The sequence below is a fragment of the Longimicrobium sp. genome, assembly GCF_036399255.1.
Lineage (GTDB): Bacteria > Gemmatimonadota > Gemmatimonadetes > Longimicrobiales > Longimicrobiaceae > Longimicrobium.
Window position 1 is genome coordinate 50,137 of the sequence record NZ_DASWNM010000121.1, and the last position, 23,285, is coordinate 73,421.

Sequence of the window (23,285 nt, forward strand, 5' to 3'; positions counted from 1 at the left end):
AGCCTGGTGTGGCCCTTTGCCTCCGGCGGGCCTACCGGTACAGCTCGCGCGCGATCACCGTGCGCTGGATCTCGCTGGTGCCCTCGTAGATCTCGGTCACCTTGGCGTCGCGGAACAGCCGCTCCACCGGGTACTCCTTCACGTATCCGTATCCCCCGAACACCTGCACGGCCTCGGTGGTCACGTACATGGCCGCCTCGCTGGCGAACAGCTTGGCCATGGACGACAGCATCGACACCGGCTCGCCCGCGTCCTTGGCGGCCGCCGCGCGGTGCAGCAGCGCGCGCGCCGCCTCGATGCGCGTGGCCATGTTGGCCAGCTTGAACTGCATCCCCTGGAACGCGCGGATCGGCTGGCCGAACTGCCGGCGCTCGCCGGCGTACCCCAGCGCGTGCTCCAGCGCCGACTGCGCGATGCCGATGGCCAGCGCGGCGATCCCCATCCGCCCGTTGTCCAGCCCCTGCAGCGCGTAGATGAACCCCTGCGACGGGTCGCCCAGCAGCTGGTCGTCGGGGATGAACATCTCGTGGAAGGCGATGCCCACCGTCTCCGACGCGCGCTGGCCCATCTTGTCCTCCTTCTTCCCCACCGAGTACCCCTCGGTGTTCGTGGGGACGATGAAGGCGCCGATGCCCTTGGCGCCGCGCCGGGCGTCGGGGGTGTCGGTGCGCGCCATGGCCACCACCACGTCGCCAAAGCCGCCGTTGGTGACCCAGGCCTTGGCGCCGTTCAGCACCCAGCCCCCATCGGTCTTGCGGGCGTTGGCGGCCATCCCGGCGGCGTCGGAGCCGGCGTCGGGCTCGGAGAGCGAAAAGGCGCCCAGCATCTCGCCGCGCGCCATGGGCGGCAGCCAGCGCTCCTTTTGCGCGTCGGTGCCGTGGGCCAGGATCATCTGCGTGGGGAGCGAGTTGTGCACGCTCATCGCCACGGCCACGCTGGCGTCGCCGCGGGCAATCTCCTCGAGCGCGACCACGTAGGCGGCCGTGTCCAGCGCCAGCCCGTCGTACTGCTCGGGGAGCAGCATTCCCAGAAAGCCCAGCTCGCCCAGCCCGGCGATCACCTCGCGGGGAAAGTGGGCGTCGCGGTCCCACTCCTCGGCGTGGGGCCGCAGCTCGTTCTCGGCGAACTCGCGGGCCAGGTCGCGGATCTGCTGCTGTTCTTCGGTCATCAACAAAGTGCGTGAGTGCGAAAGTGCGTGAGTGCGGAAGTGCCGCGCCCGGCCGCGTTCATCATCCAGTCCCGATCAGCCGCACCGGTCTTCGGGGCGGGCGTACGACTTCAGCAGGCCGCACTGCTCGCAGCGCAGGGTGATGACGTCGTAGCGCGCGCGGTCCCTGATGTTCAGGCCGGCCTTCATCCCCAGGACCTTCGCCATCTCCGGCTCACCCTCGATCCACGCGGCCTGCGTGGGGAGGGAGTAGTCGGCCCGGTCCATGGTGTAGCCCGGCTGCATGGTCCCGCCGCACTCGCCACACGTCGTCTGCATGGTCCCGCTCAAATTTCAGGTTCAGGCGTCCCGACGGAGATCGAGCAGTCCGCAATCCAGAAGCGAATAAATTCGCCGCTGGAAAATCGCGAAGTCCGCCTTCGCGGATTCCCGTCCGACGGTCCCGTCGCGCTCCGGCCAGCCCCGTCGTTGCCGACGCGAGGTCCGTCGGTCGCGCGAAGGTGCTGCATCGTCTGGATTCCGCGCGGCGCTCCCTCAGGAAGTCACCCTGATCCTGGGGATGAGCAGCCCCGTGCAGTTTGCGCGGCTTCCCGCTGTTGTTGCGGCGAGTTCACTCGCTCTCGCCAGTGCGGCCCAGAGAGGCGTGGGTCCTGCTCGCCGACCGCCCGGGCGAATGAATTCGCGGCTGGGACAACGCGATGTCCGCCTTCGCGGACGAGTGTTTCGCGAGGGACTCAGCAGGTGCAGCCCCGCGCAGTTTGGGGGGCTTCCCGCTTTTCCAGCCGCGGGTTCACCCGCCCGGGACAAATCCCGGCGACGACGCCCCGCATCTGCCGCTCGCGCAACGACGCCCTCGCACCCGCTCACCCGGCCTGCGGCAACGCGCGAATGCAGGAGATGATCCACTCCCGCACTCACGCACTCCCGCACTCACGCACTCCCGCACTCCCGCACTCACGCACTTCCGCACTCACGCACCGCGGTAGTCGTAGAACCCCTCGCCCGTCTTGCGTCCCAGCTTGCCCGCGGCGACGTACTTCCGCAGCAGGGGGCAGGGGCGGTACTTGTCGTCGCCCAGGCCGTCGTGCAGCACCTGCATGATGGCCAGGCAGGTGTCCAGGCCAATCAGGTCCGCCAGCGCCAGCGGGCCCATGGGGTGGTTCATCCCCAGCTTCATCACCGTGTCGATGGCCTCGCGGTCCGCCACGCCCTCCATCAGGCAGAACACGGCCTCGTTGATCATCGGCATCAGGATGCGGTTGCTGACGAAGCCGGGATAGTCCTGCGCCTCGGCCACCGTCTTTCCCAGCCGCTCCGACGTCTCGACGACGAGGCGCGTGGTCTCGTCCGACGTCGCCAGCCCGCGGATGATCTCCACCAGCTTCATCACGGGGACGGGATTCATGAAGTGCATCCCGATCACCCGGTCCGCGCGGCTCGTACGCCCGGCGATCTCGGTGATGGAGATGGACGACGTGTTGGTGGCCAGGATGGCGTGCGCCGGCGCGTGCCGGTCCATCTCCTCGAAGATGCGGAACTTGAGGTCCCGGTTCTCCGTGGCCGCCTCGACCACCAGGTCCGCGTCGGCCACGGCGGAAACGTCCGTGGCGGTGCGGATGCGGCCCAGGGCGGCGTCGCGGTCGGCCTCGGCCAGCGTGCCCTTCTTGATCTGCCGGTCCATGTTGCCGCCGATGGTCTTCAGCGCGCCGTCCAGGGCCTCCTGCCGCACGTCCACCATCGTCACGTCGTAGCCGGTCTGGGCGAACACGTGCACGATGCCGTTGCCCATGGTCCCCGCCCCCACCACCGCGACCCGCTTGATCTCCGGCATTTCGTTCAGTCTCTGGTCAAAATGTCAGCGCACCTGTCCGACGGAAGGAGCAAGTGCCCGGGTTCAAGTGCCGAGTGCCTAGTGCCTAGGTTCAAGTGCCTAGTGCCTGGTATCAAACACTAGGTACTCGATACTCGATACTTTCCTCACCCCAGCGCCATCCACAGGGCAAAGTAGGCGGCGATCAGCAGCGCCCCGGTCACCACGCACCACACCGCCGCGTTGTGCGTGTACGCCGGCGACTCCGAGCGGTCCTGTCCGGCCCTCGCCAGCGCCTGCCCCACCCCGCCCGCGTCGATCACGTCGCGCATTCCCACCGACCGGCGCCCGCTGATGAGCCCCGCCAGGCCAAAGAGCACCATCATCACCCCGGCGGTGAACACCGTCAGCAGCCAGATGCGCGCGCGGTCCTCCGCCGGGCTCCAGGCGATGATCAGCGGCGTCAGCGCCGTAAAGGCGATGCAGGCGCCCGCGGCGCTCCCCCAGAACCGCAGCGCCGGGCTCACGAGCGCGCCTCCGCGCCCGCGACGTCGTCCACCAGCGGCCGCAGCGCGCGCATCCGCGGCGACTCGCCGATCAGGCGGGTGCGCCACATCCACACCGTCCCCAGCACGATGGTCAGGCTGGCCGCGATCCCCGCCTCGGGGCCAAAGCTGCCGCCCGTCACCCAGTCCGGGCCCGTCTCGCGCGCCGTGTACAGCGGCATGTCGCGCACCAGGCCGCTGACGGGAAAGTCCAGCAGCGAGGCCATGGTCCAGTTCCACCCCAGGTGCACCGCCGTGGCAAACCACAGCGACCGCGTGCGCAGGTACGCCACCGCCAGCATCACCCCGGCCAGAAAGATGTTGGCCAGCGCGCCCGGCGTGACGTTGGGGTTTCCCGCGTGCAGGTACGCGAACAGCGCCGACGAGGCCAGCATGGCGGGCCACACGCCCACCCCCTGGACCAGCGCCTGGAACGCGTAGCCGCGGAACACCGCCTCTTCCGCGGCCGCCGCCACCGCAAAGAACACGAACGAAGTTGCCAGGGCGGCGACATATTCGGGCACGGTGCCGTCGTCGGCAACCCACCGCGCCATACTCGCCACCGCGAGCAAGGCAACGGCGGCACCCAGCATGGCGCCGCCGATCCCCAGTCCCGCCACCGAGTCCTTGATGGCGGCCGGGTCCAGCGCGAACCCCAGCGCGCCCGGACGCCGCCGGTCCACCAGGGCCAGCATCCCCCATCCCGCCAGGACCGCCGAGCCCAGCATCACGGGAAAGCCGGCCAGTTCCGCCACCCTGCCGCCGATGGCGGCCGCGATGGACGCCAGCATCACCCCCACGCCGGCGGAAAGCAGCAGGTAGCCCAGGATGCGCCACCCCGCCCGCAGCCCGTACGGGCCGTAGAGGACGGTGTGGATCCCCGACCGCGCCGCCGCCGCCTCCGTCACGTGCTCAGCCAAACAGTTCGCGCGACCGCGGCCCCGTGCGCCAGACGATGGCGAGCACGATGGCCACCTTCACCAGGTCCATCAGCACGAAGGGCCGCAGTCCCAGCGCCACCGCCGCGTTCACGTCGCCCACCACGGCCAGCCAGGCCAGCCCGCCGGCGTAGATCGTCGCCAGCCCCAGCAGCAGCCCGCCCAGCGCCCGGGCCAGCCCGCCGTGCGCAAGGGAGCCGGCCAGGAACGCCGCCAGCGGATACGCCATCAGGTAGCCGCCCGTGGGCCCCAGCAGGTACGCCGCGCCGCCGCCCGCCACGAACACCGGCAGCCCGGCGATGCCCGCCGCCAGGTACGCCGCCTGGCTGGCCGCGCCCAGCCGCGCGCCCAGCACGGCGCCCGCCAGCAGCACGAAGAGCGGCTGGAAGGTGAACGGGACCGGGGTGCCGGGGATCATCACCGCCACCCTGGCCCCGAACGCCGTCGCCGCCGCAAAGGCCACGACGCCGATCACCCGCCGCGCGGTGCGGGACGGAACGAGGCCGGCCGTCCACGAGGCCGGGAACCGGTTGCGAAGCGTAGTCATGCGTTCCGTACGTTCGATGGTTGATCGGCGGATCTCCCTCCGCCGGACTCCGATGTGATCCCGCCCGGTACCGTGGCGCCGCCTGATGCGAATCCGTTGCTCCTGACACACGCCGAGCCCGCCTCCAGGAGCGAATGAATTCGCCGCTGGACATTCGCAAAGTCCGCCTTCGCGGACTCCCGTCCGACACTTCGTCGCGCTCCGACGAGCCCCACCGTCGCGCGGACGTTGTCGATGCCTCTCACTCTCCACCCGCGCCGGCCTCCACCGACCCGAGCCGGTGAAGCCCCGCCGGGCGAGCTTTGCGAGCCCTGGGCGGGGCTTATGGCCCTTCCAGCCCCGGGTTTCTACCCGGGGTGGTTTCAACCCCGGGTTGTCATCGGCCGCGGATGGATCAGACCCGCTCCACCGACAGCGCCACCGCGTCGCCGCCGCCCAGGCAGAGCGTGGCCAGCCCCGTCGCCGCGTCGCGGTCCTGCATGGCGTGCAGCAGCGTGGTCAGCACCCGTGCGCCCGACGCGCCGATGGGGTGGCCCAGCGCCACCGCCCCGCCGTTCACGTTCACGCGGTCCCAGTCCCAGCCCAGCCCCGCGCCGTCCGCCAGCGCCTGCACCGCGAACGCCTCGTTGGCCTCGATCAGGTCGTAGTCGCTGATCTGGCTCCCCTGCTTCTTCATCAGCTTCTTCACCGCCTCGATCGGGGCAAAGAACAGCTCCTTGGGCTCCACCGCGCCGGTGGAGTACGCCGCGATGCGGGCCATGATCGTCAGCCCGTGCGCGCGCGCGTACTCCTCGCTCACCACCACCACGGCCGAGGCGCCGTCGTTCATGGACGACGCGTTGCCGGCGGTGACCACGGGGTCCGTGACCTCCCTGGGCGCGTCCTTCGTGAACGCCGGCTTCAGCCTGCCCAGCGACTCCAGCGAGCTGTCGCCGCGCGGGCCTTCATCCGCATCGACGATCGTGGGCCCCTTGCGGCCGGCGATCTCCACGGGGACGATCTCTTCCTTGAACTTGCCGGCCTGCTGCGCCGCCACCGCCTTCTGGTGCGACTGCACACTGAACTGGTCGGCCATCTCGCGGGTGATGCCAGCCTTGTTGGCCGTGTACTCCGCGTGCCCGCCCATGTGCACCTCGCAGAACGAGCACCACAGCCCGTCGCGGATCAGCCCGTCCACCAGCGTCTGGTCGCCGAACTTTACGCCGTTGCGCATTCCGTACACGTAGAACGCCGCGTTGCTCATGGACTCCTGCCCACCCGCGATCACCACCTGGCTGTCGCCGGCGCGGATGGACTGGGCGGCCAGCATCACCGCCTTGAGCCCGCTGCCGCACACCTTGTTGATGGTGAGGGCGCTGACAGTGCTGGGCAGGCCGGCCTTGATGACGGCCTGGCGCGCGGGGGCCTGCCCCACGCCGCCCTGCACCACGTTCCCCATGATGGCCTCGGCCACGTCCTGCACGTCGATCCCCGCGCGGCGCACCGCCTCGCGGATGGCGATGGCGCCCAGGTCGGGGGCGGAAAGCGGGGAGAGCGCGCCCAGGTACTTGCCGATGGGCGTGCGCACCGCGCTCACGATGACGGGCGTGGTCCTGGGGTCTCGGGCGATATCGATCATCTGCTCCTCAGTACGATGGATGATAGCCGGCCTGTCTGCTTCCGCACCTCACGCACTCACGCACTTCCGCACTCACGCACTTCCCTCGTCCAGCCGCACGCCCTTGCCGTCCGCCACCGCGTACCCCCAGGCGGTGAACGGGTCGTGCGTGCTCACCAGCAGCCACCGCTCGTCCGTGGCGCGCTTCAGCAGCGCGCGCTTGCTTTCCAGCGTCACCAGCGGCTCCACGTCGTAGCCCATGATCCAGGGCAGCGGCAGGTGCGCAAAGGTGGGGATGACGTCCGCCAGAAAGCACGCCGTCTCACTTCCCGAGCGCACCAGCACCGACTGGTGGTGCGGGCAGTGGCCGGGCGTCCGATACACCGAGATCCCCGGGAGGATCTCCACGTCCCCGTCGACGAGGTTCAGCTGCCCCGCCGCCATCACCGGCTCGTAGTTGTCCGGCAGGTAGCTGGCGGACGTGCGCTCGTTGGTGCGGTGCGCCCACTCCCACTCGCCGCGCTGCACGTGGTAGCGCGCGTTGGGAAAGGAGACGCGCACCTGTCCCTCGTGGTCGCGGTAGGTGTTGCCCCCCGCGTGATCGAAGTGCAGGTGCGTGTCGATGACGACGCCCACGTCCAGATGCGAAAAGCCCGCGTCGGTGATCAGCTCCTGCAGCCGGTCCGGATGGCCGCGGGCAGGATCGGCCGCGTTGTCCACGCCATAGATGTCGCGGAACTTGTCGTTCTCCTTGTTCCCCAGCCCCGTCTCGATCAGCACCAGCTCGTCCGCCGTTTCGACGAGAAGGCAGCGGAGCCCCAGGGGAATGCGGTTGCGCTCGTCCGCGGGAATGCGCTTTTCCCACAGCGGCTTGGGAACCACGCCGAACATGGCGCCGCCGTCCAGCCGCTGCGTTCCCGCCTCCAGCGCGTGCAGGGTGAACGCCCCCAGCCGCCGCGTCTGGATGCGCGGCGGCGAGTGCAAGGTGTCGGGGTTCCGCGTCACGCCGACTCCATGGACTGGGGCGCCGCCTTGCGCTTGCGGGACTTTCGCGCCTTTCGCTTCTTCAGCATCGCCTGCATTGAGTCCCAGTCCCCCACCCCCTGGTCTTCCAGCATGTCGATCAGCCGCAGCAGCACCCTGGCCGTGGCCATCGCGTCGTCCAGCGCCCGGTGGCGCGACTCGATCTCCACGCCAAAGTAGAGCGCCAGCCCGTCCAGCGCGCGCGAGGGCAGCTGGGGAAGGAGCTTGCGCGAAAGCCGCACCGTGCACAGCTGGCGCCCGGACAGGGTCATCCCGGTGGCCAGGCTCATCTCGTGGCACATGAAGCGCCAGTCGAAGGCCGCGTTGTGCGCCACGAACACGCTCCCCTCCAGCGCCTGGGACACCCGGTGCGCCACCTGCGCGAACCGCGGCTGGTCGGCCACCATCCCCTGCGTGATCCCCGTGAGCCCGGTGATCATGGACGGGATGGGCCGCTCCGGGTTCACCAGCGTGCAGAAGGTGTCGGCGATGCGGCCGCCGGAAACGCGGACGGCGGCCACCTCCGTTACGCGGTGCCCGCGATAGGGAGAGCCGCCGGTCGTCTCGACGTCCACCACCACGAAGTCCTCGTCGCGCAGCGCGCGCACGGGCGTGAGCGCCGCGACCGACGGCTCCAGCGCCACGGACCACACGCCGCGCGCGTCCACGGCAAAGCGCGGGTCGCCGCCCAGCAGCGTGAACACCGCCTGCGCGGCGGCCCCCGCCCCGCCGGTGATCCCCAGCACCCGCTGGGCGACCTCGGCCGAAGAGAGCGGCTGCTCCATCAGCACGCGCAGGGCGCGGTCGGTGAGCGAGCCGTCGCGCTCCAGGCGCACGCCGTACAGCGGAAGGGCCAGCTGGCTCACCAGACGTCGTCCCGGCAGACGGGCATGGTCATGCAGCGGCCGCCGCCGCCGCCGCGCACCAGCTCCGAGCCCTCGAACGCGATCACCGCGCGCTCGCCCTCGCGCACCAGCGCCTTGCCCGTAAGGAAGTCGACGGCGTCCACGATCTTGAAGCCGGCCTTTTCCTCCATCTCGCGCATGGTGCCCTCGTTGCGGCTGTAGCCCAGCACGATGCCGGGGCGCACCGCCACGAAGTTGCACCCGCTGCTCCACTGCTCGCGCTCCTGCCGGGTGGGGTGCTGGCCGCCGCACCAGATGGGCTCCAGCTTCAACCCCACCTCCGCGAGCGCCGTGAACACGTCGTCGTGCGCCTGCACCCCCTCGCGGCCGGGGCGGTAGTAGAGGACGGGAAGGCGCGCCGGGCCAAAGAAGTACGGCGGATACACCACGCAGTGGGTGCGGTCCACCATGGTGAAGATCATGTCCAGGTGGATGGCCGGGCTTTCCGTGGGCAGCACCACCACCAGCACGTGCTCGATCCCCGCCTTTTCCTTGAGCCCGTCCACCAGCCCCTCAATAGCCGCGGGGCTGCTGCGCTCCGACAGGCCCACGATGGCCAGGTCTGGGCGCAGCACCAGCACGTCGCCGCCCTCGATGGTGTAGTCGCTGCGGTGCTCCTCGGTGCCGTCGTAGATGTAGCCGGCGTTGCCGCGCAGCAGCGGGTGATAGGTGAAGAGCGCCTTCATCAGCAGCTCCTCCGTCCACCGCACCGCGTAGCGCATGGCCCCGATGATCACGGCGTTGTTGACGATCATCGCCGCGTCGCGGGTAAAGAAAAGGTTGGGCAGCGGGGGCAGCTCGTAGCTCACCTTGTGCAGCAGCTTGCTGATGGGCCCCTGCGGCGCCTCCTTCCCCTCGATGAACTGGCGGATCAGCTGGTCGCCGGGGATCTCGTACAGCTCGCCCCCCAGCGGCTCCGACGACGCCACCTCCATCACGCGGTTCACCAGGAAGCGGCGCACCTCCGGCTCGTCCACGATGTCGGCCAGGATGTCGCGCACGTCCAGCACGTCGCAGAAGCGCGACAGCACGGCGCGAAAGCGCTGGTGCTCGGCCTGGGCCTGCCGCAGGTCGATGATGTCGTCGTACAGGTACTGCTCGCGGTTGGACGGCGTAACCGCAAGCAGCTCCGGGCCGGGCGTATGCAGGATCACGGTGCGCAGCGCCCCGATCTCGGACGTAACGCGCACCATGCCGGGCGTATCGTTCTTTCGCTCGCTCATAAGACCCGGAACATAGCCAGCCCCGCCGAACCGGGCAACGGACCCCGCCCCGCCACAGTCCTCATCGGGCCGCTCCATCCGGCCGCGTTCCGGTACAAAAGCGATGATCCCATACCGGGTTCGGGAAAACAACACCTTCATGCGTACAGAGGAACAGAGTCAGACAAAGGAACGAGGATGATATCTCAGCTCGCGTTCTCTGTCTGACTCTGTTCCTCTGTACGATTGTTCTTTTTCAGGATCTGGTATCACGATCACGCCCGCACGCGGTCGCGGATCCGACATCACCGCTCCGATTGGCACCCGCGCAAACTTTGCCGGTCTCTGCGGGACGTTTCTTGATCGGGGGGAGGAAACCCGTCAGCGGCTGTTGAGCGCGAAGGAGAGGCCTTCCAGCTCCAGCGTGACGTCCACGTTCTTCAAAGCCACGCCGCGCGGCACCTTGAGCCGGGCGGGCGCAAAGTTCAGGATGCCGCGCACCCCCGCCTTCACCAGGCGGTCCACCACCTGCTGCGCCGCGTCGGCCGGCACCGCCAGGATGGCCATGTCGATGGCCTCGGCGCGCACCAGGGCGTCGATCTCCTCGTCGGCGCGGATGTTCAGGCCGCCCCACTTCGTCCCCACCTTGCGCGCGTCGCTGTCGAACACGGCGCGGATGTGAAAGCCGCGCGCCTCGAAGTCGCGGTAGCTGAACAGCGCCGAGCCCAGCTTGCCCGCGCCCACCAGCGCCACCCGCCAGCTGCTCTGCAGCCCCAGGATGCTGCGGATGCGCGAAAGCAGCTCCTGCACCGAATAGCCCAGCCCCCGCTTGCCAAAGGAGCCAAACAGGGACAGGTCCTTGCGCACCTGCGCGCTGGTGGTGCCGCCCCGCTCCGCCAACTCGCCGCTGGAGATGGTTTCGGCGCCGGCCGCGTCCGCCTCCTGCAGCAGGCGAAGGTACAGCGAAAGCCGGCGCACGGCCGACTCGGAGATCTTCTTCATGCAACCACGCAGAACCCACTGCCGCGGGCGGCCAGCCTGCCGCCGCCCAACCTTGTGAAATTCTTCACAATCTAGGAGCGGGGGCGCCGACCGTCAACTCGTTCCGAATGCGCCAACGCTGAGGCCCACTTAACGCCACATCCTGCGGGAGCTTACCGAATTTGCTATGCTTTACAAATGGACAAACCGACCCTATATATCGAGACGAGCATCGTCAGCTACCTGGCGTCGCGCCCCAGCCGCGACCCGGTGACCGCGCGCAACCAGCAGCTGACGCACGCCTGGTGGAACACGCGCCGGCAGGACTACGCGCTGTGTACTTCAGCCCTAACACGGCTCGAGTCAGGGCGTGGGGAGCCGGGACTGGCCTGGCAAAGACTGGCCTTGCTCGCGAACCTGACGACGATCCAAGCGCCCTCGCAGGCTGCGGATCTCGCGCGGATGTTGCACCAGAGCATTCCGCTGCCCAAGCATGCAGAGGCAGATGCGGAACACATCGCGCTCGCGGCTGCAAGTGGAATGGTGTATCTGTTGACCTGGGACAGCAAGCACATCGCCAACCCGCACCTGGGGCGGCGGATCGCCGCAATTCTCGAGAGATGGGGATATGCCGCGCCCGTGTTCTGTACGCCCGCAGAGTTGATGAGGTGAACTGATGGCAGAGAACGAAATTCTCGCTGAGCTCCGCCAGATCCGTCGAGAAATGCTCGCGGAGGTTGGGGGTGACATGGACGGGCTCTTCCGCGCAATCAAAGCAGAAGAAGCCGAGCAGGCCCGGCAAGGGAAGGTCATCGTATCACTCCCTCCACGACGTCCTCAGGGTTATGAGCCGAACGCGGCCTGAGACCGACGACGAGATTCCACCGGGGTGGGAGGATCCGATCGTAGCGGAGGTCCGCGCGGCACGGCAGCAGATTTTCGCCGAGTTCAACTATGATCTCGACGCCTACGCCGTGCATCTCAGAGCACTCGAGCAGGAGGCTCGCAAACGGGGGGTGCGCTACTCCGACCGTCCTCTCGCCACGCCTCACTACGCACGGTCGGGGGAGTGATCGCAGGGGATCGATTGGCTGAACCGCGATAGCCTCTGCGGAGCCGACAAGGGCGAAAACGAGAGGGGGACGCCGCGCGGCGTCCCCCTCTCGTCATTCCACCGGTTCCTCGGGCGCGCTGTCGGGTGGTTTGGCGGTCCTGGCGCGCAGCGCGCGGGCGAGGTCCACGAAGCGCTCGGGGGAAAAGGATTCCGGACGGTCCTGCAGGTTCATCCCCAGCTCGCCGCCCAGCGCCGCCACCTGGTCGACGGACAGGCCGTAGGCGTCGCGCAGGATGCGCTGGAACTGCTTGCGGCGCTGGCCAAAGGCGGCGCGCGTCAGGTGCCGCAGCGACCGCTCGTCCTCCGGCGTCACGCGCGGCGGGTCGTGCGGGACGATGCGGATGACGGACGACTCCACGTCGGGGACGGGGCGGAACGACTTGCGGCCCACGTTCATCACCCGCTCGGCGTCGGCGACGGAGCGCACGCCGACGGCGAGCGCGCCGTACGTCTTGTTCCCCGGGTCGGCCAGGATGCGGTCGGCGACCTCCTTCTGCACCATCAGCACGATCTCGCGCGGACGAGGGCGCCGCTCCAGCAGGCCGAACAGGATGGGCGTGGTGATGTTGTAGGGGATGTTGCCGATCACCTTGAGCCGCGCCGGATCGGCCGAGACCTCCTCCAGCGGCACCTGCAGCACGTCGCGGTGAATCACCCGCACCGCCGGGTTCCCCGCGAACTCCTCCGTCAGCCGCCGCGCCAGCTCGTCGTCCAGCTCCACCAGCACCAGCCGCCCCGCGCGCTCCGCCAGGTGGCGAGTGAGCGCGCCCTGCCCCGGGCCGATCTCCATCACCTCGTCGGCGGCGGTGGCGTTCAGCGCCTCGACGATGCGGAGCTGTGCGTTGGGGTCGATGAGGAAGTTCTGCCCCAGCGAACGCTTGGCCCGCGGCGGCTGGCCGGGGCGGGGAGCGTGTGCCACCCTCAGAAGCGGACGACCAGGGCCGTCCGGTCGTCGGGCGGAACGTGGGTGGCCTCGCCGGCGCGGACGAACAGCCGCTCGATGATGGACTCCGGCACGGCGGCGCGCATCTGCACGGCCTCGTCCACCAGCACGCGCTCGCCCTCCACCTCGCCCGCGTCCAGCGCGTCCGACAGCCCGTCGGTGAACAGGAAGAGCAGGTCCTCCGGGGCCCAGTCCACCGTGCTCTCGCCGTAGGTGTCGCGGTCCACGATGCCGAACGGCGGGTCGGTGGCGTCCAGCCGCTGCGCCTCGCCGCCGGCCGTGATGCGGAAGGCGTGGCTGTGGCCCGCGTTGGAGTAGGCCAGCTTTCCCGCGGCGGGGTCGATGACGCAGTAGAACAGGGTCAGGTACATCTCCGTGTTCTCCAGCTCGTCGATCACCGCGCGGTGGGTGCGGTGCAGCACCTCGCTGGGCGCGTCGCCCTCGGAGGCGTGAATGGCCACGGCGCTGATGGTGAGCGCCATGATGAGCGCCGCGCCGAACCCGTGGCTGCTCACGTCGCCGATCAGCACCCCCAGCCGGCCGTTGGGAAGGCGGAACAGGTGGTAGAAGTCGCCGCCCACCGACTCGGCGGGGACGCATCGCGCGCCCACCTGCGCGTAGTCGGCAAACTGCTCGGGCGGGGGAAGCAGCTTTAGCTGAAGGTCGTGCGCCAGCTCAAGCTCGCGCACCAGCCGCTCCTGCCGCAGGCTGTCCTCGATGAGCCGGTTGTTCTCGACCGCGGCGCCGATCTGGCTGGCGATGGCGGAGAGCAGCTTCATGTCGCCGGCGCTGAAGCCGTCGTTGCCGCCCCGGCCGATGAGGTTGATGACGCCCACGGCGCGCGCCTCGCCCTCCGGCGGCGTGTAGCTGACGGGGACGGAGAGGAACGAGCCCCGCTGCCGGTCGCCCCCGGCGCAGTCGTCGCGGTAGTACTCCTCGCCCGGCGCCAGGATGACGGGGCGCCCCTCGCGGAACACGGCCGCCGTCACCGAGCAGGGGTCGTCCACGTCGATGGGGTGCGTCTGCCCCTCGCCGCCCTCCACGGCCGCCAGGTGCAGCTGGCGCCGGTCGGCGTTGTGCACCCACAGCGAGGCGCGGCTGGCGCCCAGGATCCCCGCCACCTCTTCCAGGATGGTGCGCGACGCTTCTTCCAGCGAGATGATGGAGCCCAGGATCTCGCTGATGGAGTACAGCAGCGTGATCTCCTCGTACCGCTCGGCGATCTCGTGGCTGAACGAGCGCATCTCGTCGTCGTGGCGCGCCACGCGCGCCAGGGTGGCGCCCAGGAAGCGCGCGGCGCCCCTGGCCTCGCCGGCGTCCGCGCCGGGAATCTCAAGCCGCAGCGGCACGCCGGGCACGTCCACCGCGCCGGGGCCGGGCGCGCCCTCCAGCCCGTCGGCGCCCACCCAGCCGTCGCCGTCGCGCTGCCACACGCGCGCGCCGTCCCAGGCCCGGCGAAGGTCGCCGAGCACCTCGCGCGCGGAAGCGGGCAGGCGGGGAACGGGGGGAGCGGCCGTAATCACCCTGGGCAGGGGGTCACTGGGCGGAGACGCGGCGAAAGCCGCGCTCGCGGTGCAGCACCATGCGCACGCAGTTGCCGGGCGGGTTGTACTGCACCTCGTCCATCAGCGTGCGGATCAGAAAGATGCCGCGGCCGCCGGAGCGGTCCAGGTGCTCGGGAAGGGTGGGATCGGGAACCACACCGGCGTCGAACCCCTCGCCCTCGTCCTGCACCTGCAGCGCCACGGTGCTGGACGAAAGCTCCACCTCCACGCGCACCCGCTTTTCGGGGTCGCTGCCGTTGCCGTAGATCATGGCGTTGGCCAGCGCCTCGGCCACCCCCACGCGAAAGTTCAGGTTGAGACGGGAGCCGTTGAAGTCGTACGCCCGCAGCCGGTCCACCAGGTAGGCTACGGCGGTCTCGATGACGCGCGGATCGCTGGGCAGCTCCAGCACGAACGCGCAGGCGTCGCCGGCGGCGGAGGACGGGGCCATCAGGATCGGCGCGCTCCGCCGCGCGGGGCGCGGCAACGGGCGCAGGGTTGCAGGCTCATGGCTGGCTGGCACGGACGGCCGCGCCGGGCACCGTTGCCCGGGGCGGCCGCGCCGGCGGCGTTCATGTGAGTGGCGCGGCTCAGAAGCCCGCCAGGGCCTCGTCGCGCGTGTCGGCGATGCTGAACAGCGTGTCCAGCTTGGTCAGCTCGAACAGGGTCCGCAGGTCTTCGTTCAGGTTGGCCAGCCGCAGCTCGCCGCCCTGCTCGCGGATCTTCTTGCTCAGGCTTACCAGCACCCCGAGTCCCGACGAGTCGATGTAGCCCGTATTGGAGAAATCGATCAGGAACTTGCGCTCGCCGCCCTCCAGCTCGTCGAGCACCTTCTGCTTGAGCTCCTGACGGTTGCCCACGATGAGCTGCCCGTCCACGTCCACCACCACCACACCGTTGTTCTTGCTCGTCTGGAAGCTCATGGCTCCTCAATGATCCTCAGGTTCGGGGCTAAACCGCCGTATGGAAGGCGCGGGAGCAAGCCCAGTGCCATCCCCCGTGCAAGCCCCGCCGCGCCGGGGGTGGCGCGGCCTCCGTTCCGTCCGGGACACACGCTACGGCACGCGCCCGCCTTGCGCAACCATGGCGCCATGACTTCCACTCCCACCGCCCGTCCATCCCCCGGATTCCGGCGCGTTTCGCGGCACGGGGAGCAATGCGCATCCTCCCCCGAACCGCTGCCCCCGGCCAGCCGTCACTCCCGCTGCCGCCCCAGCGCTTCACAGGCGCGCTCCACGGCCCGCGCGTGGTTGGTGTTGGGCATCGGCGGCAGCCACCGGGAGCCTTCGATGGCGGGGAGGGCGCGGTGGGAGTAGAGGGGGATGGTGCGCAGCAGGCGCGCCGTCATCCGCCGGCAGTCCAGCTCCACCTCGGTGAGCGCGCCGTTGTACATCATCCCGTTCTCCAGCCGGCGGCGCTGGAACCAGCTGTCCAGAAAGCGGGCGCGGTACAGCCGGTCGCCCACACGCGTGAATCGCACCGTATCCACCCGCGTGAAGTCGCGGAAGTCGCTGAAGACGTTCAGCCAGTCGCCGTACGAGGTGGTGTCGGCGCGGCCGTTGTCCCGCTCGTGCTCCATCCGTGCGACGTCCACCTCGTTGCGCCGGTCGTACTCGGCCTGCCAGCCGGGTCCCTCGTAGCGCAGCGAAAGCAGGCTGTCCATCCCGCTGCCCCGCGGAAAAAGCATCAGCCAGACGTGCACTCCGTCGCGCTGCCAGTCCATCGCCAGCTCCTCCGTGTTCTCCGAAGGCTCCGGCGTGCCCCACGCGCGGCGCAGCGAGTCCGCCAGGCGCGCATAGCGCGCGGGAAGACGGTGCACGTCGTGAAACCACTCCAGGTCCACGCCCACCAGTCCGGCGGAGTCGAAGGTGGTGATCAGGTCCACGCGGTCGGGGCCGCGAAACACCCGGTTGCCCTCCTGGTCCTCCCCGCGCAGCACGTAGCCGGCGCGCTGGATTCGCGCGGTCGCCGAATCGGCCGGCGTGCCCCAGGCGATGCCGCCGAACTCCAGCTGCGCCACGGCGGACGCGGGCACGGCCAGGAGAAGCGCGAGGATGAGGCGGGAGAGACGTCGGAAGATCATGAAGCGCATCCGGTGGATGGGGAGATGCACTGCTTTCGCGGCCGCCGCGGGGAGGACGGCGGCGCGGGTTCCGAGAAAGATCGGCTCCGGCGGAGGGGCTTCGCGTGTCTTCGATCTTCCGAATCACTGACGGAAACGCTTGACTTCCTGAGGGAGCGCACACGGTGAAGCCGGAAGATACCCCATCGCTTGCGCGCGACCGAAGGATCTACTCTCGGCCACGACGGGGCCAGATCCAGCGTCACGATCCAGCCCATTCGTACTGCCAGCCAGATCCTTCGGTCGGCGCCAGGCTGCTTTCGTAGCAGCAAGTCAGGCGCGGCGCCTTCCTCAAGAAGTCAAAGCGACTGCGTTGATTCTTCGAACACCCTCTTAGACGGCCAGCAGCCCCGCGATGCAGGCGACATTGACGATGTCGTCGGCGTCCGAGCCGCGTGACAGGTCGTTGCACGGCCGCGCCAGCCCCTGCACGATGGGGCCGACCGCCTCGGCGTTCGCCAGGCGCTGGGTGAGCTTGTAGGCGATGTTTCCGGCGTCCAGGTCGGGAAAGATCAGCACGTTCGCCCGTCCGGCGACCGGCGATCCCGGCGCCTTGCGCGCGCCCACGCTGTCGATGAGCGCCGCGTCCACCTGCATCTCGCCGTCCGCCGGCACGTCCGGCATCCGCTGGCGAAAGAGCTCCAGCGCCTGCCGCACCTTGGTGACCGACGGCCCCTCGGCGCTCGCCCTGGTGGAGTACGAGAGAAAGGCCACCCGCGGGTCGTCGCCCACCACCCGGCGCCGCGCGTCCGCGGCGGCGACGGCGATGTCGGCCAGCTGCTCGGCGGTGGGATGGGGGACCACGGCGGCGTCGGAGTAGGTCAGCACCTCCTCGCCCCCGCCCCGAAAGTCCTGGACCACCATGTAGAACGAGGACGAGACGGTGCGGATGCCCTCCGCCGGCCCCACGGCCCAGAGCGCGGCGCGCAGCACGTCGCCCGTGGTGTTCACCGCGCCGCTCACGCAGCCGTCCACCTCGCCCGCGGCGACGAGGAGGGCGCCGAACTGCAGCGGATCGGCGGACTTGCGGAACGCCTCGTCCTCGGTGAGCCCCTTGGCCTTGCGGCGCTCGTACAGGCGCGCCGCAAAGGCGGCGCGGCGCGGATCGTCCGCCGGGTTCACCAGCGCCACGCCCCGCGCGCCCAGCCGCTGCAGCTCCGCGCCGATCTCGGGGCCGCCCAGCACGGTGGGGTGCGCCAGCCCGTCCCGCGCCAGGCGCGCGGCGGCCACCAGCGTGCGCTCGTCCGCGCCCTCGGGAAGAACGATGCGGCGGGGATGGGCCTTGGCCCGGGCGTGTACGGTATCCAGAAAGCTCATCGTCAGGCGGCGTGCAGGGCGGGCAGGTGGTCCACGAAGTGGATCTCGGGCGGCGGAACCTCGGACGGCAGGTCCCTTCCCGCGTAGTCGCGAAGGTCGGCGTCGCTGGCGGGTCCGCGCTCCCTGGCGTGAACCAGGAAGAGCGGCCGGAGCCCGCCGGCGTCTTCCCTGAACGACAGGACGGCGTCGACCACGCCGGGATGCTCGCGAAGGCGCGCGTTGGCCTGGAGCAGCACGCCCACCCACCGGTCCTCGTACGCGCGCAGGATGGAATCCTTGATCATGCCCGCGGCCTGCGGAGCGGTGGAAGTGCTCTGCCCCGCCTCGGCCGCGGGCGGAAAGCGATGCCGCAGCCGCGCCAGCACGTTGGCGGGGACGAAGGGCGACACGTCGCCGCCCAGCTGGGCGATCTGCCGAACGAGGGAGGACGAGAGGTACGAGTGCTCCAGGTCCGGCGCCAGGAAGACCGTCTCCATGCCGTCCCACAAGCGGCGGTTCATCAGCGCCATCTGGAACTCGTATTCGAAGTCCGACACGGCGCGCAGGCCGCGGACGATCAGGCTGGCCCCCTGCGCCCTGGCGAAGTCCACCAGCAGCCCCTGAAACGACATCGGCTGCACGCGCGGCTCGTCGGCGAAGGTGTCGCGGATCATCTCCACCCGCTCCTCCACCGTGAACATGCCGCTCTTGACCTGCGTGGCGCTGTAGGCCACGGCCACGATCACGCGGTCGGCCATGCGAAAGCTGCGGCGGATGATGTCGTCGTGGCCCAGGGTGATGGGATCGAACGACCCGGGGCAGATCGCGACGCGCTCGGCGCTCATTCGGGGGCGGGGATGAAGGTGAGACTGGTGTCGCCGTAGCGGCGGGTGCGCGCGCCGGGCAGGTCGGGAACGGCGTCGGCGCGGCCGTGCTCGATGCACAGCAGCCCGGCGAACGGGGTGCTGGCGAACGCCTGGGCCAGTGCCTGCGCAAAGCCCTGGCCGTACGGCGGATCGGCAAAGGCCACGTCGAAGGCGCCGGCAGAGAGCCCCTCCGCGTACTTCACCGCGTCCGCGCGAACCACCTCCGCGCGCGCCTCCGCGTTCAGCGCGGCGAGGTTGGCGCGCAGGATGGAGAGCGCGGCGGGGGCCTGCTCCACGAACACCGCGTGCTCCGCGCCGCGGGAAAGCGCCTCCAGCCCCAGCGCGCCGGAGCCGGCGAACAGGTCCAGGATGCGCGCGCCGGGAAGGTACGGCGACACGGCCGACATCCACGCCTCGCGCACGCGGTCCGTGGTGGGCCGCGTGGCGCGCCCCGGCGGCGCCGCGATCCGCCGTCCCCCCCACTCCCCCGCGACGATCCTCACAGGCGGTATCCGCTGAGATGATGGTGCCCGGCTGACGCGGGGCTCGGCGAAAGGCATCGAACTGCGCCGGCGGGGTGCCCCTCCCCCGGCCCCTCCCCGTTCGTTCCTCACGGAGAGGGGAGAACTTCGGTGCCTCGGCGAAAAAGCTCGAACTGGCGCCCGACAGGGCCCCCGCTCCCCCGCAGAGCGGGAGAAAGGGGAGAATTCGAATCCGCTTCGACAGGCTGCGCACGGCGTCGGCGGGTGCCCTTCCCCCGGCCCCTCCCCGTTCGTTCCTCACGGAGAGGGGAGAACTTCGGTGCCTCGGCGAAAGAGCTCGAACTGGCGCCCGATAGGGCCCCCTCTCCCCCGCGGAGCGGGAGAAAGGGGAGAATTCGAATCCGCTTCGACAGGCTGCGCACGGCGTCGGCGCGGCCCCTCACCCGCTCGCTCAGGCTCGCACCCGCTTCCGTCGCGCTCCGGAGACTGCGCCTCGCGTCTGTTGCCGCGCGCGAAATTTTGCCGATTTGAATTGCGATAAGCAAGGTATTCGCAAATCAAACCTGGGGGCGCAGCTGATCACGCGACCAGCAGGCTCATCACCGGCCGGGAGCGGATCGAGCCGTGAGCCGTGGACCCGGCGTAGAGCTCTGCCTCGACGGAGTGCTGATTCGACGTTCCGTCCCCGAGCCCCACGTCCGTCCAATCGATCGATACGGTGGAATCATTAGTTACGGGGGATATGACAGCGGTGTGCCGAAGCGAGGCTCCTCTGTAGTATCTGACTTCAACCGACTTTCCCTCGAGGGCGACGCCGTCGAGGCCTCCCGCGTAGACATCGTCGCCGCCTATTCCCGTGTCGGTCACCACCAGGTGGACCGCAGTGAGCTGCGGGGGTGGGGGTGCGGGTGGTGGAGCCGGCGGATCATACCGGTCGATCGGGGCCGCGAACCAAGGCCCGGATAGCCCCGCCGAGTTCTGTCCACGCACCTGTAGGGTACTCACAGCGACCTGCGATCGGACGATGTCGAACCGGCCGACTCCTGCCGCGTCGATGGCAAACGACTCTACGGCACCGCCGTTTACGCGATACTCCCCCTTTGCCTCGCCGCGCGCGGTAGCAGAGTTGTGGATGCTTACGATCCGCGCGATCGCACCTTCGTTCGCCTTCTGGATAGAAAGGACCTCCGCCGGGGCGCCGTAGCCACCGGTATCCACAGGCTCGGAGCCTACCGTCACATCCGCGTACCGCCTGACCCATATGCTCAGCTGTCGGCCCCACGGGTCGCCGATTGATTGAACCACCCCGAGTGCCCAAACCCTTCCCTTGAGCTCCCGCCCGCCGACCAGGTCGCGTGCGGCGAAGCTGGCCGCTTCGACGGCGATCAAGTCGCCGAGCTCGAGCTCCGGGTAGGCGTACTCGGTGACGATGCTCCAGACCATCAGGCCGGGCCCCATCGCCTCCGTCACCTGCCTCGCAGCCGCGCTCGCGAGCTCGTCGGTGTCGATCCACCGCGCCACCACGTGGTCCAGTTCACGCGGCGCGTCCAGGGTCGCCGTCCCCAGCCTTTCAAGCGCCTGCACGTGGAAGGACCGCACCAGGCTTCGGAACCGCGACTCCCCCTCAGCCTCGGACCAGAGGTATGGCACGAAGAATTCCGGAGTTCGGTGGCGCAGCCCGGGGCTGATCCTGTCCTCCCTGTGCTCCTCCCTGACTACGACCGCCGTGAGCGGTTTCACTCCGACGACATCCACGAACCGGAGCCTCCCCTGCGAACAGATCATCGCTCCGCCGGCGAGCCGGGCCAGTGCGTCGAGCTCGGACTTCGCGTCGGCGTCGGTGATGCGCTTGGTGACGCTCCACGGCACCTCCGGCATTGGCGACCCTCGATACCGCTCTGGCACCGCGACGGCGCTTTCGAGGAGGGCCGCGTACACATCGTGGATCGCTGAGTTCGCGAACACCAGAGGATCGCGTACTGTCGCCGGCCCCGCCTGCGTGGCCGGTGGGATCGTCGCACGCGTGAATGCCAGCGGCGAGATGCAGAGCACCGTGAACTCGGGGCCGTGGCTGTCGTAGTCGTCTACGAGGAAGCTGTCGACCAGCAGCCACAGCCGGCGCGCCAGCGCGGGGTGGCCTATCCAGAGCCTGATGCTCAGCTGGGCGATGTAGTAACGCGTGAATATCTCGGTGCCAGGGTCGCGGTAGTCGCGCTCCCCGGTGCGCAGGATCCGGAGCGTGCCCTCCATCACCTCCGCCGCGGAGGTAATCGGGTCGAAGGCCCACGCGCCGGACTGCTGCCACGACGCCTCTCCATCCAGGACGATGCGCTCCACGGCCCGCGCGCCAAGGGCGCCGGCGATGGGGCTGGTGGTTGCCGACGGAATGAGCCGCGCTCGCATGTGGTAGGAACGCCGGCGGGCCACGGGGTGAGTGGCGGTAGGCGACAGGTCGGCACCTCCCTGCGGCCGGTTGTCGACCCCGGCGAGATCACCGTCCCGGAACGCCGTCCAGGTGCCGTCGTCCGCCATCACCTCCCACGCGACCGAGGTTCCCGTCGGCTGGGCGCCCTGCCCTACGAGCTCGACGTCGGCGCCTGGATCGGCGCCGAGGTCGATCCGGTTGTCAGGGCCGGTGAAGCCAACGGTGACCTCGGCGAGCGTGTGGCCGTACATCGAGAGGGCGGGGACCTGCGAGACCGCCTGGCCGCCCACCACGCCGTTCGCCGCGACGAGCATGAAGGACTGAAGACGAAGACCGCCCTGTGTCTTCGAAGCTCTCGAGGCGTCCGCGGCCCAGCCGACGTTCCCGGCGGGCGACGCGTCGTCCTTGAGGGCCCACACGTGGACGAAGCCCGTCGGCGGAAGCGCGGCCGCGCTCGCCCGGTTGAGCCCCGTGAAGAGGGGAGGCCGGAGCGGCTGCCGTACCTCGATGCCGAGCAGCGCGAAGTCGACCTCCACCGGACCGGGGTTCACGCCGCCGGCCGCGGGGATGTAGACCGGCTCGTGGAGCGGGTAGAACGAGTACTCGAGCGGCTCCGTCTGCGCCTCCGAGGAGGCGGTGTGGCTCTCCAGCCAGAGCAGTTGCACTCCCCAGCTGGCCACCTCCTTGGGCGCGCCGGCGTCGAGCTGCGCGACTAGCTGGACGACGATCTTCCGTGGCTCCCAGTACGCGCCGCCCTCCGTCCACTCTAGCCGCGCCAGGTGCACCGCGCCGGAATCGAGCACGTGGCGGCCGAGGCTGGTCAGGTATGCCGTACCCACCATCGCCGCCTCTTCCACGAGCGCGTGCTCGACGCCGGTGATCTCCACGCCGCCGTCGTACCTGGCACTCAAACCCGTGAGGCTGTCGGCCTCCAGCCACTCGTCCCGGCGCTCTCGAACGTCCTCGGCCGTCGTGGCCACGACCTCCGGGATCAGGCGCGCGACAGGATCGGCGCGCCGCACCAGGCGCTCCAGTTCGGGGGACCAGCCGCGCTTCACGGGCCCACCCTCGGTTCGTGCTCGACCCACGCAATCTGCGCCTGCCTGTAACTCCACCCGCCCTGTCGGCTGAAGCCATTCCTTCCCGCGGGAGGCATCGCCAGGACAGCGCGCTCGGCGGCGGCCGAGTCGTAGACGATCCACATCGGGCGCGGCATCCAGAAACCCTCCTCGATGTGGCGCTCGGCGAGGGAGTACTCGTCCTCGGCCTTCAGCTTCAGGCCTATCTCGCCCGCCCGAACTCGAGCCGCCGATCCACGCCCAACCCACCCCGCGTCGCTCTCCGACGACGCGAAGCTCAGCTGCCGCGTCGAGTCCCCCCAGGGGAGGTCGAAGAGCAGCTTTGGCTGCCAGCTCTCACCCAGCCAGAGCCCCACGATCTCAGGCCGGAGGCCGGCGCCCATGGCCGGAATGCGGAGCCGCCAGTCCCTGGCGCTGACGCGCGGGAAGCGCTTGAGCCACGCCCCCTCCCGGGTAGCGGCGCCCGCGGCACGGTCCACGTTGCCGGCTACCCCGCTGGTCGCCGGCACCACCAGGTCCAGCACGGCGGTCGCGGTGGCGAAGCCGTCGTTCGACACCTCAAGGATGATCCGGCGGCCGCCCAGGTTGTGGCCGCGGTCGAGTACGACCAGGTCGGCCGCTCGCGCCGCGTCGCACGAGACCCGCACCACCGCCTCGGCGTTGGTGGCGGCCGGTGTCCAGCGGTCGCGCGCGCTCCG

Annotated in this window: 23 protein-coding genes; 2 read left to right on the plus strand and 21 right to left on the minus strand. The window is 69.8% G+C overall.

The features are described 5' to 3' along the window. Nucleotides 1–31: 31 nt before the first annotated feature. From VGC13_RS22120 to VGC13_RS22170, 11 genes are all read right to left on the minus strand, one after another. Nucleotides 32–1,168, minus strand: a complete 1,137-nt coding sequence (locus tag VGC13_RS22120; RefSeq protein WP_331127469.1) for an acyl-CoA dehydrogenase family protein — start codon at nt 1,166–1,168, stop codon at nt 32–34. A 75-nt stretch (nt 1,169–1,243) separates the two neighbouring features. Next, the gene (locus tag VGC13_RS22125; protein WP_331127470.1) at nt 1,244–1,486 is read right to left on the minus strand and encodes a hypothetical protein; all 243 of its coding nucleotides are present in this window, start codon (nt 1,484–1,486) and stop codon (nt 1,244–1,246) included. A gap of 652 nt (nt 1,487–2,138) precedes the next feature. After that, nucleotides 2,139–2,999: a 3-hydroxybutyryl-CoA dehydrogenase gene (locus tag VGC13_RS22130; RefSeq protein WP_331127471.1), complete on the minus strand. Its 861-nt coding sequence runs from the start codon at nt 2,997–2,999 to the stop codon at nt 2,139–2,141. A 146-nt stretch (nt 3,000–3,145) separates the two neighbouring features. Continuing rightward, a complete protein-coding gene (locus VGC13_RS22135) occupies nt 3,146–3,505 on the minus strand; it encodes a hypothetical protein (protein WP_331127472.1) in 360 nt (119 codons plus the stop codon). After that, nucleotides 3,502–4,443 (minus strand): CPBP family intramembrane glutamic endopeptidase, encoded by a 942-nt coding sequence (locus VGC13_RS22140; protein ID WP_331127473.1) that lies wholly within the window; start codon nt 4,441–4,443, stop codon nt 3,502–3,504. The genes VGC13_RS22135 and VGC13_RS22140 overlap by 4 nt, the downstream gene beginning before the upstream one ends. After that, nucleotides 4,436–5,008, minus strand: a complete 573-nt coding sequence (locus VGC13_RS22145; RefSeq protein ID WP_331127474.1) for a biotin transporter BioY — start codon at nt 5,006–5,008, stop codon at nt 4,436–4,438. Before VGC13_RS22145 ends, VGC13_RS22140 begins: the two co-directional genes overlap by 8 nt. Nucleotides 5,009–5,402: 394 nt before the next feature. Continuing rightward, on the minus strand, nt 5,403–6,626 hold the full coding sequence (locus VGC13_RS22150) for an acetyl-CoA C-acetyltransferase (RefSeq protein WP_331127475.1): 1,224 nt from the start codon (nt 6,624–6,626) through the stop codon (nt 5,403–5,405). A 72-nt stretch (nt 6,627–6,698) separates the two neighbouring features. Continuing rightward, complete coding sequence (locus VGC13_RS22155) at nt 6,699–7,610, minus strand: MBL fold metallo-hydrolase (RefSeq protein ID WP_331127476.1); 912 nt, start codon at nt 7,608–7,610, stop codon at nt 6,699–6,701. Next, nucleotides 7,607–8,494, minus strand: a complete 888-nt coding sequence (locus tag VGC13_RS22160) for a 3'-5' exonuclease (RefSeq protein WP_331127477.1) — start codon at nt 8,492–8,494, stop codon at nt 7,607–7,609. The genes VGC13_RS22155 and VGC13_RS22160 overlap by 4 nt, the downstream gene beginning before the upstream one ends. Then, nucleotides 8,491–9,756, minus strand: a complete 1,266-nt coding sequence (locus tag VGC13_RS22165) for an arginine deiminase family protein (RefSeq protein WP_331127478.1) — start codon at nt 9,754–9,756, stop codon at nt 8,491–8,493. The genes VGC13_RS22160 and VGC13_RS22165 overlap by 4 nt, the downstream gene beginning before the upstream one ends. Before the next feature lie 360 nt (nt 9,757–10,116). Then, the gene (locus VGC13_RS22170) at nt 10,117–10,737 is read right to left on the minus strand and encodes a redox-sensing transcriptional repressor Rex (RefSeq protein ID WP_331127479.1); all 621 of its coding nucleotides are present in this window, start codon (nt 10,735–10,737) and stop codon (nt 10,117–10,119) included. A 177-nt stretch (nt 10,738–10,914) separates the two neighbouring features. Between VGC13_RS22170 and VGC13_RS22175 the strand changes: the two genes are divergently transcribed. Continuing rightward, nucleotides 10,915–11,388, plus strand: coding sequence for a type II toxin-antitoxin system VapC family toxin (locus tag VGC13_RS22175; RefSeq protein ID WP_331127480.1), 474 nt, complete (start codon nt 10,915–10,917; stop codon nt 11,386–11,388). 4 nt (nt 11,389–11,392) lie between these two features. After that, nucleotides 11,393–11,581 (plus strand): hypothetical protein, encoded by a 189-nt coding sequence (locus VGC13_RS22180; RefSeq protein WP_331127481.1) that lies wholly within the window; start codon nt 11,393–11,395, stop codon nt 11,579–11,581. A 301-nt stretch (nt 11,582–11,882) separates the two neighbouring features. On the opposite strand, the gene rsmA is transcribed toward VGC13_RS22180, so the two are convergent. The 10 genes from rsmA to VGC13_RS22230 form a co-directional block, all read right to left on the minus strand. Further along, a complete protein-coding gene (gene rsmA / locus VGC13_RS22185) occupies nt 11,883–12,749 on the minus strand; it encodes a 16S rRNA (adenine(1518)-N(6)/adenine(1519)-N(6))-dimethyltransferase RsmA (protein WP_331127482.1) in 867 nt (288 codons plus the stop codon). Nucleotides 12,750–12,751: 2 nt separating this feature from the next. Then, a complete protein-coding gene (locus VGC13_RS22190) occupies nt 12,752–14,296 on the minus strand; it encodes a GAF domain-containing SpoIIE family protein phosphatase (RefSeq protein WP_331127483.1) in 1,545 nt (514 codons plus the stop codon). Between the two features lie 13 nt (nt 14,297–14,309). Further along, nucleotides 14,310–14,768, minus strand: a complete 459-nt coding sequence (locus tag VGC13_RS22195) for an ATP-binding protein (protein WP_331127484.1) — start codon at nt 14,766–14,768, stop codon at nt 14,310–14,312. A gap of 139 nt (nt 14,769–14,907) precedes the next feature. After that, nucleotides 14,908–15,240, minus strand: a complete 333-nt coding sequence (locus VGC13_RS22200; RefSeq protein WP_331127485.1) for an STAS domain-containing protein — start codon at nt 15,238–15,240, stop codon at nt 14,908–14,910. 272 nt (nt 15,241–15,512) lie between these two features. Further along, nucleotides 15,513–16,400 carry a hypothetical protein gene (locus VGC13_RS22205; RefSeq protein WP_331127486.1) on the minus strand — a complete coding sequence of 296 codons (888 nt, stop codon included), beginning with the start codon at nt 16,398–16,400 and terminating at the stop codon, nt 15,513–15,515. Nucleotides 16,401–16,772: 372 nt separating this feature from the next. Next, the gene (gene pta, locus VGC13_RS22210; RefSeq protein ID WP_331127487.1) at nt 16,773–17,756 is read right to left on the minus strand and encodes a phosphate acetyltransferase; all 984 of its coding nucleotides are present in this window, start codon (nt 17,754–17,756) and stop codon (nt 16,773–16,775) included. A 2-nt stretch (nt 17,757–17,758) separates the two neighbouring features. Further along, on the minus strand, nt 17,759–18,580 hold the full coding sequence (gene coaD / locus VGC13_RS22215; RefSeq protein WP_331127488.1) for a pantetheine-phosphate adenylyltransferase: 822 nt from the start codon (nt 18,578–18,580) through the stop codon (nt 17,759–17,761). Beyond that, nucleotides 18,577–19,104 carry a 16S rRNA (guanine(966)-N(2))-methyltransferase RsmD gene (gene rsmD, locus VGC13_RS22220; protein WP_331127489.1) on the minus strand — a complete coding sequence of 176 codons (528 nt, stop codon included), beginning with the start codon at nt 19,102–19,104 and terminating at the stop codon, nt 18,577–18,579. Before rsmD ends, coaD begins: the two co-directional genes overlap by 4 nt. Nucleotides 19,105–19,662: 558 nt before the next feature. Beyond that, nucleotides 19,663–22,566, minus strand: coding sequence for a hypothetical protein (locus tag VGC13_RS22225; RefSeq protein ID WP_331127490.1), 2,904 nt, complete (start codon nt 22,564–22,566; stop codon nt 19,663–19,665). Beyond that, nucleotides 22,563–23,237 (minus strand): hypothetical protein, encoded by a 675-nt coding sequence (locus VGC13_RS22230; RefSeq protein ID WP_331127491.1) that lies wholly within the window; start codon nt 23,235–23,237, stop codon nt 22,563–22,565. The genes VGC13_RS22225 and VGC13_RS22230 overlap by 4 nt, the downstream gene beginning before the upstream one ends. Between the last annotated feature and the right edge of the window lie 48 nt (nt 23,238–23,285).

Coding starts and splice junctions, on each gene's coding strand:
- coaD (WP_331127488.1), bottom strand. CDS start 18,580: ATGAGCGCCGAGCGCGTCGCGATCTGCCCCGGGTCGTTCGATCCCATC.
- VGC13_RS22205 (WP_331127486.1), bottom strand. CDS start 16,400: ATGATCTTCCGACGTCTCTCCCGCCTCATCCTCGCGCTTCTCCTGGCC.
- VGC13_RS22120 (WP_331127469.1), bottom strand. CDS start 1,168: ATGACCGAAGAACAGCAGCAGATCCGCGACCTGGCCCGCGAGTTCGCC.
- pta (WP_331127487.1), bottom strand. CDS start 17,756: ATGAGCTTTCTGGATACCGTACACGCCCGGGCCAAGGCCCATCCCCGC.
- VGC13_RS22195 (WP_331127484.1), bottom strand. CDS start 14,768: ATGGCCCCGTCCTCCGCCGCCGGCGACGCCTGCGCGTTCGTGCTGGAG.
- VGC13_RS22130 (WP_331127471.1), bottom strand. CDS start 2,999: ATGCCGGAGATCAAGCGGGTCGCGGTGGTGGGGGCGGGGACCATGGGC.
- VGC13_RS22180 (WP_331127481.1), top strand. CDS start 11,393: ATGGCAGAGAACGAAATTCTCGCTGAGCTCCGCCAGATCCGTCGAGAA.
- VGC13_RS22165 (WP_331127478.1), bottom strand. CDS start 9,756: ATGAGCGAGCGAAAGAACGATACGCCCGGCATGGTGCGCGTTACGTCC.
- VGC13_RS22150 (WP_331127475.1), bottom strand. CDS start 6,626: ATGATCGATATCGCCCGAGACCCCAGGACCACGCCCGTCATCGTGAGC.
- VGC13_RS22175 (WP_331127480.1), top strand. CDS start 10,915: ATGGACAAACCGACCCTATATATCGAGACGAGCATCGTCAGCTACCTG.
- VGC13_RS22200 (WP_331127485.1), bottom strand. CDS start 15,240: ATGAGCTTCCAGACGAGCAAGAACAACGGTGTGGTGGTGGTGGACGTG.
- VGC13_RS22145 (WP_331127474.1), bottom strand. CDS start 5,008: ATGACTACGCTTCGCAACCGGTTCCCGGCCTCGTGGACGGCCGGCCTC.
- VGC13_RS22125 (WP_331127470.1), bottom strand. CDS start 1,486: ATGCAGACGACGTGTGGCGAGTGCGGCGGGACCATGCAGCCGGGCTAC.
- VGC13_RS22170 (WP_331127479.1), bottom strand. CDS start 10,737: ATGAAGAAGATCTCCGAGTCGGCCGTGCGCCGGCTTTCGCTGTACCTT.